Origin of the sequence: Flavobacterium sp. (assembly GCF_043780635.1) — a bacterium.
Classification (GTDB): Bacteria; Bacteroidota; Bacteroidia; order Flavobacteriales; family Flavobacteriaceae; genus Flavobacterium.
Window position 1 is genome coordinate 1 of the sequence record NZ_JAYWCK010000043.1, and the last position, 14,642, is coordinate 14,642.

General features: G+C 34.0%; 12 protein-coding genes. 9 read left to right on the plus strand and 3 right to left on the minus strand.

The annotated features are described in order from the left end of the window. Positions 1-133, plus strand: a 133-nt coding sequence (locus tag ACH2BV_RS04140; RefSeq protein ID WP_395049469.1) for a DUF4271 domain-containing protein, incomplete at its 5' end; no start/stop codon positions are given. 12 nt (positions 134-145) lie between these two features. Next, positions 146-895, plus strand: a complete 750-nt coding sequence (locus tag ACH2BV_RS04145) for a uroporphyrinogen-III synthase (RefSeq protein ID WP_395049459.1) — start codon at positions 146-148, stop codon at positions 893-895. 181 nt (positions 896-1,076) lie between these two features. Here the strand turns inward: ACH2BV_RS04145 and ACH2BV_RS04150 are convergent, their stop codons facing one another. Then, positions 1,077-1,757, minus strand: coding sequence for a zinc metallopeptidase (locus tag ACH2BV_RS04150; RefSeq protein WP_395049460.1), 681 nt, complete (start codon positions 1,755-1,757; stop codon positions 1,077-1,079). 154 nt (positions 1,758-1,911) lie between these two features. Then, positions 1,912-5,256: a leucine--tRNA ligase gene (locus tag ACH2BV_RS04155; protein ID WP_395049470.1), complete on the minus strand. Its 3,345-nt coding sequence runs from the start codon at positions 5,254-5,256 to the stop codon at positions 1,912-1,914. A gap of 207 nt (positions 5,257-5,463) precedes the next feature. Here ACH2BV_RS04155 and ACH2BV_RS04160 point away from each other — a divergent pair, with 207 nt between their 5' ends. The 6 genes from ACH2BV_RS04160 to frr all read left to right on the plus strand — a co-directional run bounded on the left by ACH2BV_RS04160 (position 5,464) and on the right by frr (position 10,252). Next, positions 5,464-6,339, plus strand: a complete 876-nt coding sequence (locus ACH2BV_RS04160) for a cell division protein FtsX (protein ID WP_395049461.1) — start codon at positions 5,464-5,466, stop codon at positions 6,337-6,339. Between the two features lie 9 nt (positions 6,340-6,348). After that, positions 6,349-6,609 (plus strand): DUF3098 domain-containing protein, encoded by a 261-nt coding sequence (locus ACH2BV_RS04165; protein WP_395049462.1) that lies wholly within the window; start codon positions 6,349-6,351, stop codon positions 6,607-6,609. Next, positions 6,610-7,407: an undecaprenyl-diphosphate phosphatase gene (locus tag ACH2BV_RS04170; RefSeq protein WP_395049463.1), complete on the plus strand. Its 798-nt coding sequence runs from the start codon at positions 6,610-6,612 to the stop codon at positions 7,405-7,407. It abuts the gene before it with no gap. After that, the gene (gene truB / locus ACH2BV_RS04175; protein ID WP_395049464.1) at positions 7,407-8,105 is read left to right on the plus strand and encodes a tRNA pseudouridine(55) synthase TruB; all 699 of its coding nucleotides are present in this window, start codon (positions 7,407-7,409) and stop codon (positions 8,103-8,105) included. Before ACH2BV_RS04170 ends, truB begins: the two co-directional genes overlap by 1 nt. Positions 8,106-8,916: 811 nt before the next feature. Further along, positions 8,917-9,624 carry a UMP kinase gene (gene pyrH, locus ACH2BV_RS04180; protein ID WP_395049465.1) on the plus strand — a complete coding sequence of 236 codons (708 nt, stop codon included), beginning with the start codon at positions 8,917-8,919 and terminating at the stop codon, positions 9,622-9,624. Between the two features lie 64 nt (positions 9,625-9,688). Beyond that, on the plus strand, positions 9,689-10,252 hold the full coding sequence (gene frr, locus ACH2BV_RS04185; RefSeq protein ID WP_395049466.1) for a ribosome recycling factor: 564 nt from the start codon (positions 9,689-9,691) through the stop codon (positions 10,250-10,252). A gap of 5 nt (positions 10,253-10,257) precedes the next feature. On the opposite strand, the gene ACH2BV_RS04190 is transcribed toward frr, so the two are convergent. Further along, a complete protein-coding gene (locus ACH2BV_RS04190) occupies positions 10,258-12,537 on the minus strand; it encodes a cation:proton antiporter (protein ID WP_395049467.1) in 2,280 nt (759 codons plus the stop codon). A 194-nt stretch (positions 12,538-12,731) separates the two neighbouring features. On the opposite strand from ACH2BV_RS04190, the gene ACH2BV_RS04195 reads away from it, so the two are divergent. Continuing rightward, positions 12,732-14,642 (plus strand): RND family transporter (locus ACH2BV_RS04195; protein WP_395049468.1); only part of this gene is annotated, 1,911 nt, incomplete at its 3' end.

Sequence of the window (14,642 nt, forward strand, 5' to 3'; positions counted from 1 at the left end):
ATATTTAGTTTCAATAAAAAATTATCAAAATATAATATTTAGTAAGTTGTTTTATTTTATTTTGTATCTTTGCGCTCTCGAAATAGCACCGTATTATTTCATGTATTATTGGTTTACAAAAGGTATTGCTTAGAAAATGTCAAATATGAAAGTGAAAACAATTTTGGTGTCACAGCCCGAGCCTAAAGTGGAAAATTCTCCTTACTTTGAGCTTCAAAATAAGCATAAAGTAAAAGTTGATTTCAGACCTTTTATCCACGTCGAAGGAGTTAATGCAAAAGAAATTAGACTTCAAAAAATTGATCTTAACAATTTTACCGCCATTATCTTAACGAGTAAAAACGCTGTAGATCATTTTTTCAGAGTTGCTGAAGAAATGCGATATAAAGTTCCTGAAGGATTGAAGTATTTTTGTCAATCAGAAGCAATAGCATTCTATCTACAGAAATACGTAGTATATCGCAAGCGTAAAATATATGTTGGCCCAAAAGATTTTGCTGATTTATCTCCGCTGATAAAAAAATATAAAGACGAAAAATTCCTATTGCCAGCTTCAGATCAATTGAATGCAGATGCTCCAATAACTCTTAATAACCTGAAAGTAGATTGGACACAAGCTATTTTTTACAAAACTGTAATTAGCGATTTATCTGATTTAGCTGATGTGTATTATGATGTTTTAGCTTTCTTTAGTCCTTCTGGAATAAAATCATTGTTCACTAACTTCCCTGATTTTGAACAAAACAATACTAGAATTGCTGTTTTTGGAAGCACTACTCAAAAAGAAGCATTGGATTCTGGTTTGAGAATTGACATTCTTGCACCAACTCCCGAAACACCTTCAATGACAATGGCTTTGGAAAAATATATTTCAGAAGCAAATAAAGGAAAATAAATATTTGAATAAAAATTACTTTTAAAAATATTCACAAAAAGGCTGCAATTAATAATTGCGGCTTTTTTTATGTTCAGTACCAACCCCTCTTCAAATATTCGGTTGACTATTTTAGAAATTGTACGAAAAAATCCGCCTCAACAAAAAATTGAGACGGATTGTATTCTAAATTATATTGATATTACCTTCTGTTGTTAAAAATAGAAATGTAATACATTAAGGTGGCGATTGATCCTAAAGCAGCCACAACATAAGTTCTCGCAGCCCATTTTAACGCATCTTTTGCTCCGGCTTGTTCGTCCGGAGTCAACATTATTTTATTTTCTAACCAAGCTAACGCACGATTACTCGCGTCATATTCTACCGGCAAAGTGACGATCGAAAACAAAGTTGTTGCAGCAAAAATCACTATTCCCACTAATAATAATTGCGGAAAAGTCCGCAACATCAAAATACCTCCAATCAAAATCCATTGCATATAAGATGACGCAACATTCACAACTGGAACCAATTGAGAACGCATCGTTAACCAACTATAAGCTGTCGCGTGTTGTACGGCGTGACCACATTCGTGAGCGGCAACTGCTGCAGCTGCTGCATTTCTTTGATTGAAAACAGCTTCACTTAAATTGACCGTTTTATCTGTTGGATTGTAATGATCCGTTAATTGTCCCGCTACCGAAATCACTTTTACGTCACGAATTCCGTGATCTGCAAGCATTTTCTCAGCTATTTCCTGACCGGACATTCCGTTCTGCAAATGCACTTTGGAATATTTTTCAAACTTATTTTTTAATGTATTACTGATTAACCAACTTGCAAGCATAATTGCACCAGCCAAAACTAAATAACTCATTCCCATAATTTTTATTTTTTATGTTTGTGTAATTACAATATCAAATTCTAAACCAAATTTAGATAATGTCAATTTGACATTCGTTAAAAATTCATTAAAAAATCCCAAACTTCAATACTAAAATTGAAATTTGGGATTTATAGTAGTGAATTTTTATTTTTTATCCAACCAAATTAATCACCTTACCCGGAACGATAATTATCTTGTTTGGTGTTTTTCCATCTAATTGCTTTAATGTCCTTTCATCTTTCATAATAATTTCCTGAATTTCAGGCACCGTCAAATCCAAAGATAATTCGATGGTAAAACGCATTTTTCCGTTGAAAGAAACAGGATATTCTTTGCTGCTTTCCACTAAATGTTTTTCGTCCAATATTGGAAAATCTACTGTCGAAATCGAACCAGAATTTCCTAATTGACTCCACAATTCCTCGGCAATATGTGGTGCATAAGAAGAAATCAATACTGTCAAAGGTTCCAAAATCGCACGAGAATGACAATTTTGTATTGACAATTCATTCACACAAATCATAAACTGTGAAACCGAAGTATTGAAAGAGAAACCTTCGATATCTTCTGCCACTTTTTTGATGGTTTTATGTAATGATTTCAAGCTGTCTTTCGATGGTTCATTGTTGGTAACAATCAAACCGTTTTCATCAAAATACAAACGCCATAATTTTTTCAAGAAACCAAAAACTCCCGAAATTCCTGCCGTGTTCCAAGGTTTCGCTTGTTCCAAGGGTCCTAAAAACATTTCGTACAAACGCAAAGTATCGGCTCCGTATTCATTACAAATATCGTCTGGAGTAACTACATTGTATTTAGATTTCGACATTTTTTCGATTTCGCGAGAAACAATAAACCTGTCATTTTCATCAAAAAGAAAAACTGCATTTTTATTTTCTGGTCTCCATTTTTTAAAAGCTTCAATATTTAGTTCGTCTGAACTATTAACAAAATCAACAAGTGCATAAGAAGCATTAAAGTTTGGATTCCAAAAAGAAATATCTTCTCTTCCAGGATACGTTTTTTTAACTAATTTCGCGACTTCCAACTTTAGAATTGCAATTTCTTCAGAATCTCCTCCTAAAATTTTTTGATGTCTTTTTTTGGAAACATAAATAGGAGGTAAAATTGATTGATCAAAATCATCTTCAGAAATAAAACTGTTTGAAAACTTATAATTAATTGCACTCATTCCCAAAATCATTCCCTGATTAATAAGTTTTTTGAATGGTTCCTCGGTTGGTGCAAAACCTTTGTCTTTTAGGAATTTGTTCCAAAAACGAGAATACAATAAATGTCCGGTTGCGTGTTCGCTTCCACCAATGTATAAATCCACGCTTTCCCAATATTTCAAGGCTTCTTTACTTGCAAATTCTCCGTCATTGTGTGCATCCATATAACGCATCCAATACCAGGAACTTCCCGCCCAACCTGGCATCGTGTTCAATTCTAAAGGATGAATTGTTTTGTTGTCGACCAAATTCGTGTCAACCACTTTATTATTTACACTGTCCCAAGCCCAAACCAGAGCATTTCCTAAAGGGGGTAATCCGTCTTCTGTTGGCAAGTATTTTTCCACTTCGGGCAGCACGATTGGCAAATGTTTCGCATCAATCATTTGCGGCAATCCATTCACATAATATACAGGAAACGGCTCTCCCCAATATCTTTGGCGCGAGAAAACGGCATCACGCAAACGGTAATTGATTTTACCTTTACCCTGATTTATCTTCTCTAGTTCTGCTATAACTTTTTTGGTCGCTTCTTTGTAATTCAGTCCGTTTAGAAAATCAGAATTGGTAATGACAACATTATCTTTGGAACCATAGGCTTCTTTAGATATATCGACATTGGCAAAAATATTCTTGATTTCCTGCATTCCGTTTTGCCCTTTGAAGAAATTAGCAAAAGCATAATCTCTTTCGTCGCCGCAAGGAACCGCCATAACAGCTCCAGTTCCATAACCTGCAAGTACATAATCACCAATCCAAACTGGTATTGGTTCTTTAGTAAAAGGATGCTCGGCATAAGCTCCCGTGAAAACTCCTGAAATGGTTTTTACATCTGCCATACGCTCTCTTTCAGAACGTTTAGATGACGCAAAAACATAGTCGTTTACTTTGTCTAAATACTCCGAAGTTGTTATTTCTTGAACCAAAGGATGTTCTGGTGCCAAAGTCATAAACGTAACTCCAAAAATGGTGTCGGGACGAGTCGTGAAAACCGCAATCTCTTTTGATTCAGAAGGTGAAACAACAGCATTGTGCAATTCGTGTTTGATAATATTTAAAACACTATCAATATTATTTAAAATTTCTTTAGTATTAAAACGAATTACTTTAAATCCTTTTTCTTCAAGAACTTTTGTGTTTTCGGTATCCTCTTTTTGTTGAGGAGTGTAAAAAATTCCGCCATCAACTTCAATAATCAGTTTTTTAGAAAGTGAAACAAAATCTACAATATAATCATCTATTAAATGTTGTGGTGTAAATTCAGAAGCTAGTCCTTGATTTTTTAAATTTAACCATAATATTTTTTCGGCTTCGGTTGGATTAGGTCGAATTTGGTTATCACTTTTAGCTAGCAATACAGAAAAAGTTACCATCGCTCCAACGGATTTTCCAATCCAGTTTCTTTGACTTTCCTTGATACTCTCACTCCAGTCAATGGTGTCCAAACCTTGCAACAAACGTTCCGCATAAGCCGAAATCCGCATACTCCATTGCGTCATTTTTTTGCGAATAACCGGAAATCCTCCACGTTCTGAAATACCGTTTACGATTTCATCATTCGCTAAAACGGTTCCCAATCCAGGACACCAGTTTACTTCGGTTTCAGCTAAATACGTTAATCTGTATTGTAAAAGTATTTTTTGTTGGTCTTCTGATGAAAAAGCGTTCCATTCGCTTGACGAAAAAGATTGAATATTGTCATCGCAAACTGCATTTACATTAGAATTTCCTTCGGTTGAAAAAATTGAAACCAATGTAGAAATGTCTTCGGCTTTGTCTGTATTTTTATTGTACCAAGAATTGAATAATTGGATGAAAATCCACTGCGTGTGTTTGTAATAATCAGGATTCGAAGTACGTACTTCACGACTCCAATCGAATGAAAATCCAATTTTATCCAATTGTTTTCTATAACCGGCAATTTTGTTTCCTTCTTTGTCAACGCCTCCGTCAATATTTACCGACGTCGTATCTTCCGGACGTTGACCAGTTTGTATGGCATATTGTTCGGCAGGCAACCCAAAACTGTCGTAACCCATTGGATGCAAAACATTAAAACCGCGATGTCTTTTGTATCGAGAATACACGTCCGAAGCGATGTAACCCAGCGGATGTCCTACGTGCAATCCTGCTCCAGAAGGATAAGGAAACATATCCAAAACATAATATTTGGGTTTTTCGGAATTATTTTCGGCAGCAAAAGTTTGATTTTCGGCCCAATATTTTTGCCATTTGGCCTCTATTTCGTTCGGATTGTATTTCATTCCTTTTTTATATTGTTTTTTAATGGAGTCATGCTTTTGCATGCTCAAGTCATCTTATCGATAGGATTCAAAGTCTCAAAGACTTTTACGGTATGATTATTTTAGACGCCAAATTTACATTTATTGTACGAAAGTTGAAAGTTTGAGCGTTATTAACTTTAAATAAAGAAATTCTTTGTTATTTTTACCCCATAATTACAATAAACTATGGCTTCTTCATTTGATAAATTTCAAAAACGCAGGTTAATTTCCTCTTATTTCTCGGTTGTGCTAAGTGTATTCTTGGTGTTATTTCTCTTGGGGATTCTAGGATTTTTTATTATTAATTCTAAAAAACTGGCAGACAATTTTAAAGAAAAAATTGCAATGACGGTATTTTTCAAAAACGATGCTAATGACAGTATCTTAAAGGCTTTTGGAAAAGAATTAAAAGCTGCTGATTTTACTAAATCGTATGTATATGTTTCCAAAGAAGCTGCAGCAAAGCAACATACTGACATTATTGGCGAAGACTTTATGACTTTTTTAGGGACGAATCCATTGCAAAACTCGTTTGACATCAATCTGAAAGCTGATTATGTAGAAAAAGACAGTATTGCAAAAATTGAAAGTCAATTACATAAAAACGTTATGGTTTCAGATATCGTTTATGACAAACAATTGGTCAATTTAGTAAATGACAATATCAAAAAAGTGAGTATGTGGATATTGATAATCAGTGCTTTCTTAACTATCATCGCTGTTTTATTAATCAATAGTTCTTTGCGCTTGTCCATTTATTCTCATCGATTTATCATTAAAACGATGCAAATGGTTGGAGCTACAAAAGCATTTATTAGAAAGCCATTTGTGATGCGAAGCATTAAATTAGGTATGCTTGGTGCGGGACTAGCCATTATTGCTCTGATTGGTGTTTTAGTTTACCTCCAAGTTAATTTCCCGGATTTAGGAATTCTTGACGATAAAATACTTGTTGCTATAGTTTTATTATTTGTATTCGGCATTGGGGTTTTGATTACCTGGATAAGCACATATTTTGCAACACAACGCTTTTTGAATTTAAGAACCGATGATTTATACTAGATAGCAAAAATGAAAAAAATCGAAAAAAAACAAGAACAAAATCAAGAACACGAATTTCTTTTTGAGAAAATAAATTATAAAATTCTACTCATTGGTATTGCTGTAATTGCTCTTGGGTTCCTATTAATGTCAGGTGGAGGAAGTGATAATCCAAATGTGTTTAAGGAAGAAATTTTCAACTTTAGAAGAATTCGATTGGCTCCAACAACCGTTTTAATTGGTTTTGGAATCACGATTTATGCTATTCTTAAAAATCCAAAAAAAGCATAAATGAATACTTTTCAAGCTATTATTATTGCCATTATTGAAGGAATCACCGAGTTTTTGCCTGTTTCTTCGACAGGCCATATGATTATTGCATCTTCTTTTTTTGGTATTGAACATGATGAATTCACGAAACTTTTTACAATCGTCATCCAATTAGGAGCAATACTTTCGGTTGTTGTTTTATATTTTAAACGCTTTTTCCAAACTTTTGACTTCTATTTTAAATTATTAGTTGCTTTTATTCCAGCAGTTGTTTTTGGATTGCTGTTCAGTAAAAAAATTGATGCTTTATTAGAAAGTCCCTTAACAGTTGCAGTTTCGCTCTTAATCGGCGGAATTATCCTTTTAAAAGTTGATGATTGGTTTGCTGATTCTGAAGAAATTCAAACGTCTAATGAAATAAGTTATTTGCAAGCTTTTAAAATTGGATTATTTCAGTGCTTGGCAATGGTTCCTGGTGTCTCCCGAAGTGGCGCAAGTATCGTGGGAGGAATGTCGCAGAAACTATCTCGAACAACTGCTGCGGAATTTTCATTTTTTCTAGCAGTTCCAACAATGTTAGGTGCGACTGCAAAAAAATGTTACGATTATTATAAAGACGGTCTAGTTTTGTCACACGACCAAATCAACTTTTTGATTATTGGAAATGTAGTTGCTTTTATCGTGGCGCTTTTAGCTATTAAATCTTTTATTGGATTTTTGACTAAGCACGGTTTTAAAGTATTTGGTTATTACCGAATTATTGCTGGAATTGTATTGTTGGCGATTCATTTTTTCATTCATCCATTGACTGTAATTTAATGTCTGCCGAAGATTATTTAAACGGGCAAATCATCTTAATTGACAAACCTTTGCATTGGACCTCTTTTCAAGCGGTCAATAAAATGAAATATGCCCTAATCAATAAGACAGGGCTTCCTAAAAAATTCAAAATTGGACACGCTGGAACTTTAGACCCATTGGCAAGTGGATTATTATTGGTTTGTACCGGAAAATTTACTAAAAGAATTGCTGAACTTCAAGGCCAAGCCAAAGAATATACCGGAACATTCTATATAGGAGCAACCACGCCTTCTTATGATTTAGAAACCGAAATAGACGAAACTTTCGAAACTTCACATATTGATGAAGTTTTAATTCACGAAACGGCGAAACAATTTTTGGGAGAAATTGACCAAAAACCACCTATTTTTTCGGCCATAAAAAAAGACGGAATCCGTCTTTATGAACATGCTCGTGCTGGGGAAACAGTAGAAATAGCGACACGAAAAACAACAGTACACGAATTCGAAATTACTCGAATTGCACTTCCTGAAGTCGATTTTAGAGTCGTTTGTAGTAAGGGAACTTATATTCGTTCCTTAGCATATGATTTTGGAAAGGCAATGAATTCCGGTTCGCATTTAATTGTTTTGCGAAGAACAAAAATTGGTAATTATGAAGTTACCGACGCATTGGACTTAACTTTATTCGAACAAAGTTTAGTCCAAAAATTGTAATCAAAGTATTTTTATACCATACTCTCTTTTTACTTAACTAAGTACTTTTCGATTAATAATGAGTTGTGGTTTTACCTCCAAATAGGGCAGTAGAGATGTAATCATAGACTCTTTCAAATAAATTTTTCATGTGGTAGTTTTTTTAATTGTTAAACAAATATTTAAACACCAATAAAAAAAGTAAATTAATAATATGTAGATTTGGTTGAGGTCAGCAATTTACGTATTATTCATTAAAAATAAAAAATATATCAAAACTATTTATTAACAAAGTTATAAGCAGTTGTCTTTTTAATTTCAGGAATTTATATCAAAGAGATTGTTTTAGGTTTCACACTTAAAAATTTATCAAATAAACAGCAAAATCGTTTTGCATGAAGTCAGCTATAGAGCAGGATACAGCAATTTAAATTACATTGGCGACTTGACGTATGATTTTTGAAAAGGCACATAATTCCTGTTCGAACTTAACGATTATTGAAAAATAAAAATTTCAAATTCTGATGAGAAAAAGGCTGTGAAAATCAATTTGCTTAAAGATTCAAAAAAATATTTTCTGCCAATTTAAATTAAAAACAAAACCAAAATTAATTTTTCAAAAAACATTATTTTAAAAAAATAGAATATGTCTATATTTGCACAACTCAATTCAACAAGTTATGACTTGAGCTTGCAACAGCATGACTCCAAATTTTAAATATAAAAACGGAATGACTTGAGCTTGCGACAGCATGACTCCAAATTTAAATAAAAAAACGGAATGACTTGAGCTTGCGACAGCATGACTCCAAATTTTAAACAAACAACAGGAATGAAATATAAAAGAATTCTTCTAAAATTAAGTGGCGAAGCTTTAATGGGCGATCAACAATATGGAATTGATCCTGCAAGATTAGCCGAATATGCCGATGAAATCAAAAAAGTTCATGAAAAAGGAATTGAGATTGCCATAGTGATTGGTGGAGGAAATATCTTTAGAGGTGTTGCCGGTGCAAGCAAGGGCATGGACCGTGTTCAAGGCGATTATATGGGGATGTTGGCAACCGTTATTAACGGAATGGCATTGCAAGGCGCACTAGAAGACAAAGGAATGAAAACTCGTTTGCAAACCGCTTTAAAAATGGAATCCATCGCTGAACCTTACATAAAAAGAAGAGCCGATCGCCACCTCGAAAAAGGAAGAATCGTAATTTTTGGAGCTGGAACAGGAAACCCTTATTTTACAACAGATACTGCCGCTGTTTTACGTGGTGTAGAAATCAATGCTGACGTAATTTTGAAAGGAACTCGTGTAGATGGTGTTTACTCCGCAGATCCGGAAAAAGATGCTTCGGCAGTAAAATTTAATTATATCTCCTTTGATGATGTACTCAAAAAAGGATTGAATGTTATGGATACAACAGCTTTCACATTGAGTCAGGAAAATAAACTTCCAATTGTAATTTTTGACATGAATAAGCAAGGAAATTTATTGAAAATTTGTGAAGGTAAAAACATAGGAACTGAAGTAAATATTTAGTTGATGGTTTTTGGTTGATGGTTTAGTTAAACTTCCAACAACCCAAAACCCAAAACCTAAAAAAATGACTGAAGAAATTGAATTTATTTTAGATAGTACCAAAGAATCTATGGAGGGTTCTATCTCCCATTTAGAAAAATCATTTCTAAATATTCGTGCCGGAAAAGCAAATCCAGCCATGTTGGGAAGTGTTTTTGTTGATTATTATGGAGCGGCAACCCCGCTTTCTCAAGTTTCAAATATCAATGTACCCGATGCAAGAACGATAACTTTACAGCCATATGAAAAGAAAATGCTGCAACCTATTGAGAAAGCAATTATGGTGGCAAACATTGGTTTCAACCCAATGAATAATGGAGATTTAATCATAATCAGCGTTCCGCCATTGACTGAAGAGCGAAGACGAGATCTTGCGAAACAAGCAAAATCAGAATCCGAAGATGCAAAAGTTGGAATTAGAAACGCTCGTAAAGATGCGAATACTGAGATAAAAAAGTTAGAAAAAGAGGGGACATCCGAAGATATTTGCAAAAGAGCTGAAGAGGAAGTCCAAAATTTGACAAATAATTTTATCAAAAAAATTGACGAACATCTTGTTCACAAGGAAGCCGAAATTATGAAAGTATAAAAAATTTATATAAAACAATGTTTTAAAATCAATACTGAGGGAACTCTGCTCAACCAAATACTGTGCGAATCCAAAAGCACTTTCCAACTTTCGACACTGATAATCATCAAATCTAAGTTAGCTAAAAAATCTTTTTTAATGATTTTTTCATTCATCATTGTGATATTTTCGGGATATCTTTCTTCCAATGAATTGACGGCACTTTTAAGAACAAAATTAGTATTGACGTTACCGTTTACATCTAAAATCATAATTTGAGAATCGTTGTTGTAAATTAATTTCTGCGCATAATCAATCAAAAAAGAGTCTTCTGAACAAAAAATGGGGACAATAACCTGATTAACCTGTTGCAATTCCTTGTCAATCAAAACTCCTAGAGGAATCTTAGTTTTCGAAATAATCTGTCTGGTTCTTTCGTCAAAAGGCGAATTTTCGAACAACCCTTCTTTTCCTGTGAATTTATCGATCAAACGGTCGGGATTGATAATCCTGGTTGTGAATCCCAATACTTTTCCTAGCAATGATCCTTCAAAAATAGATTTTCCGAGTCCAACTAAAAGCAAATCATATTCTCCATTATTGGCAATTTCAGCGATATTACTTTCAATATCCACTGTTGCCTGAAATAAAGTTGTAATTTCTTGTTTCAAGACTTTTGACTCGGCGATTATAGGTAAAAATTTATCTTTTTCATATTGGTCTAAATTATAAGGATGCACTTCGTCACTCAATGTGAGATGCATAGCTGTTATAGTTGACGTTTCTGTTTGTTTTTTTACCAGACTATTTGCTAGTCGCAAAAGCGATTTCCCTTTTTCGTTGTTTCCAAATGACAGCAGAATTTTGTATTTATTACCGTTAGAAATTTCGTCCAAAATAGCGACCTCTTTTGTCTTAAAAATCAAATTGATTAAATTCAGTGCTGGTCCGGTCATTGAAGTGGTGACCAACGCCATAATTACCATCATGGTAAATACTTCAGGAGTAAGTACTTTTAAATCCAATCCGATATTTAAAACCACCAGTTCCATCAAGCCTCGAGTGTTCATCAAAGCACCAATAGTTAAACTATCGCGCCAATTTTGACCCACAAATTTTGCCGCCAAAGCACTTCCGAAAAACTTCCCAACAACAGCAACAAGAATAATAAAACCTGTAACTTTCCATAAAAAAGGATCGTTTATCAGCCCAATTTCTGTTCGCAAACCGGTATAAACGAAAAATAAAGGAAGCAATAATATCACCGAGACATCTTCTACTTTTTCTATGAACAGATTCCTGAATTTGGTTATATCAGGCATAATTACGCCAGTCATAAAAGCTCCGAAAAGCGCGTGAATACCAATGATTTCAGTAGTATAAGAAGAAATAATTAAGGTTAAAAAGAAAATGGCTACAACGGGTTTGTTTAAGTTATCTTTTGTTCCGTATAGTTCTCCAATTTTTTTCAAAAATGGTTTAACCACAAAAAGCATCACTATCACATAAGAGAATGCCAATCCAATAACGTATAGTGAACTCACAAAAGTTCCCGCTTTAACAATAGCAATAACAGCGGCAAGTATGCACCAAGCTGTAATATCATCTGCGGCGGCACATGTAATAACAATGGCTCCCAATTTAGTTTTATGAATACCTCTTTCTTGCACAATTCTTGCCAAAACCGGAAATGCGGTTATACTCATAGAGATTCCCATAAACAAGGCAAAAGGCAGAAAAGCAACTCCTACTGGAGCAAATTTAAAGTAAACAAAATAGGCCAGACCTATCCCCAAAGCAAAAGGGATTACTATGCTGGCGTGACTTATAACAACAGCTTCTTTGGCTCTGTTTCTCAATACTTTTAAGTCTAGTTCCATACCGATGACGAACATAAAAAGTATTAGACCAATTTGGCTTAAAAATTGCAAATTCCCCAAAGATTCAACAGGGAATAAAACGATTGAAAATTCTGGAAAATACAACCCCAACAGTGATGGTCCAAGTACAATTCCTGCTATGATTTCTCCAATTACGGAAGGTTGTCCTATTTTTCTAAAAACCCATCCAAAAAAACGAGCAACTAAGATTATAGTAATAATTTGTGCCAAGAGAATGGCTAGAGGATGATGCAAATTAAGTGTTAATGATGCTATGAAATCATTCCAGTGCCCATTTTCAGTTACAGGACGTATAAAGTTTTTTCCAATTTCTAAACTTTTTCCAATCTTTAATATCCAATAAATCAAAGCCGTAAAACCACCGGTAACAACAAAATAAAATATGGTGTTTCTGTGATTTTTCATAAATTATATCTTCAATTCCTTTGAGTTTTTAAATACAAAGATGAGAAAACTAACCTTATAAACTATAACTTCAAAAAGAATTTAATACAAATTTAATCTTGACAGAAAAACGACACAATTTTTCGTTAAATCTAATGGCGTAAATTATTAAATGTCTCGCGTTTTATTTACCTTTGCACCACTTTAAGACGTTTATGAAAAAAGCATTAAAAGTAGGATTCTGGGAATTAATTGCCCGAATTATACTCAAAAATAGAATCGTAATTTTAGGATTAATTCTTGTCCTAACGGTTTTTCTTGGTTTCCAATGGAAAAATCTAAGGATGACTTATACCGAAGCTAATCTGCTTCCCGAAAAACATATTGTAAACAAACAATATCAAGACTTCTTAAACAAATTTGGCGAAGAAGGCAACCTGATTGTTATTGGTTTCAAAGACAAAACTTTTTTTACTCCAAAAGCTTATGCTGCTTGGAATGAATTAATGACGGGGTTGAAAAATTCCAAAGAAGTAGAACTTGTTGTTTCCCTTAACGATCTAAAAAAACTAGAAAAAGACACCATTGCTGAGAAATTCGAATTGGTTCCGTTCGTTGACCAAAGCCAAACGAATAGTGCCGAATATTTAGGTAAAATAAAAAATGAACTTTTCAATACCTTGCCTTTTTACGAAGGATTGCTGTTTAATAAACAATCCGGAAGTATCCGTTCTGCGATTTATATGAATAAAAAAATTGTCAACACGGCGGCAAGAAAAACGTTTATAATTGAAAATTTAATTCCAAAAATCGATAAATTCGAGAAAACCACCGGAATCGACCTTCGTGTTTCCGGAATGCCCTACATTAGAACCATCAATGCCGAGAACATGAAAGGTGAGATTGGTTTGTTTATTGGCGCGGCTTTGCTGATTACTTCATTGATATTTTTCTTCTTTTTCCGTTCCTTCAGAGCAACATTTATTTCTATTTGCATCTTGTTGATTGGCGTTGTATGGTCGTTTGGAACCTTGGGATTATTCCATTATAAAATCACGATTTTAACGGCTATCATTCCACCATTAATTATCGTAATCGGCATAACGAACTGTATTTTCCTGATTAACAAATACCAGCAGGAAATAAAACTACACAATAATCAGGCAAAAGCATTGCAACGAGTGATTTCTAAAATTGGAGTTTCTACGCTGATGACGAATTTAACAACGGCAGCCGGTTTTGCAACCTTTATGATTACGGGCAACGATTTGCTTTTTGAATTTGGTTTAGTGACTTCAATAAATGTGATTACCGTTTATCTATTGACATTAATGATTGTGCCAATTGTCTATAGTTTTATGGATGTTCCAAAGGAAAAACACTTATATCATTTAAGCAAAACCTATCTTTCTGCGGTGTTAAATTGGGTCGAATATGCAGTCAGACACAACCGAAGAATTATTTATACCATTTATGGTCTGCTAATGGTTTTCAGTATTATTGGGGTTTCGCAAATGAAAGTTTCCGGAAGTTTGATTGGCGAAATGCCAAAAACAGCTTCATTTTTCAAAGATATTGTCTTCTTCGAAAAAGAATTCAATGGCGTTATGCCTTTGGAAATAATGATAAATACCAAGCATAAAAAAGGCGTTATGAAATTGTCCACGATGAAAAAAATGGACGAATTACAACAGACAATTTCCAAAATGCCCGAATTGTCGAAACCAGTTTCCATTGTTAATTTAGTGAAATATTCCAAACAAGCCTATTATAACGGAAATCCTGAATATTATGAATTACCGACTTCGCAGGAGCAAACATTCATCCTTTCCTACGCTAAAAATGCCACCAAAAACAACAAAGACAATTTGATGAAAAGCTATGTGGATTCGACAGGACAATATGCCCGAATCACGACTTTTATGAAAGACATTGGCACCGAAGAAATGGCAAGAGTCGAAGGAAAATTGCAAAAGAAAATCGACCAAGTTTTTCCAAAAGATCGCTATGAAGTTACGTTGACAGGAAAAGCATTGGTTTTCCAAAAAGGAACTTCTTACTTAATTGACAATCTCATCGAATCCCTAATTTTTGCCATTTTCTTGATTGCAGGATTGATGGCTTAT

Coding starts and splice junctions, on each gene's coding strand:
- ACH2BV_RS04145 (WP_395049459.1), top strand. CDS start 146: ATGAAAGTGAAAACAATTTTGGTGTCACAGCCCGAGCCTAAAGTGGAA.
- ACH2BV_RS04150 (WP_395049460.1), bottom strand. CDS start 1,757: ATGGGAATGAGTTATTTAGTTTTGGCTGGTGCAATTATGCTTGCAAGT.
- ACH2BV_RS04155 (WP_395049470.1), bottom strand. CDS start 5,256: ATGAAATACAATCCGAACGAAATAGAGGCCAAATGGCAAAAATATTGG.
- ACH2BV_RS04160 (WP_395049461.1), top strand. CDS start 5,464: ATGGCTTCTTCATTTGATAAATTTCAAAAACGCAGGTTAATTTCCTCT.
- ACH2BV_RS04165 (WP_395049462.1), top strand. CDS start 6,349: ATGAAAAAAATCGAAAAAAAACAAGAACAAAATCAAGAACACGAATTT.
- ACH2BV_RS04170 (WP_395049463.1), top strand. CDS start 6,610: ATGAATACTTTTCAAGCTATTATTATTGCCATTATTGAAGGAATCACC.
- truB (WP_395049464.1), top strand. CDS start 7,407: ATGTCTGCCGAAGATTATTTAAACGGGCAAATCATCTTAATTGACAAA.
- pyrH (WP_395049465.1), top strand. CDS start 8,917: ATGAAATATAAAAGAATTCTTCTAAAATTAAGTGGCGAAGCTTTAATG.
- frr (WP_395049466.1), top strand. CDS start 9,689: ATGACTGAAGAAATTGAATTTATTTTAGATAGTACCAAAGAATCTATG.
- ACH2BV_RS04190 (WP_395049467.1), bottom strand. CDS start 12,537: ATGAAAAATCACAGAAACACCATATTTTATTTTGTTGTTACCGGTGGT.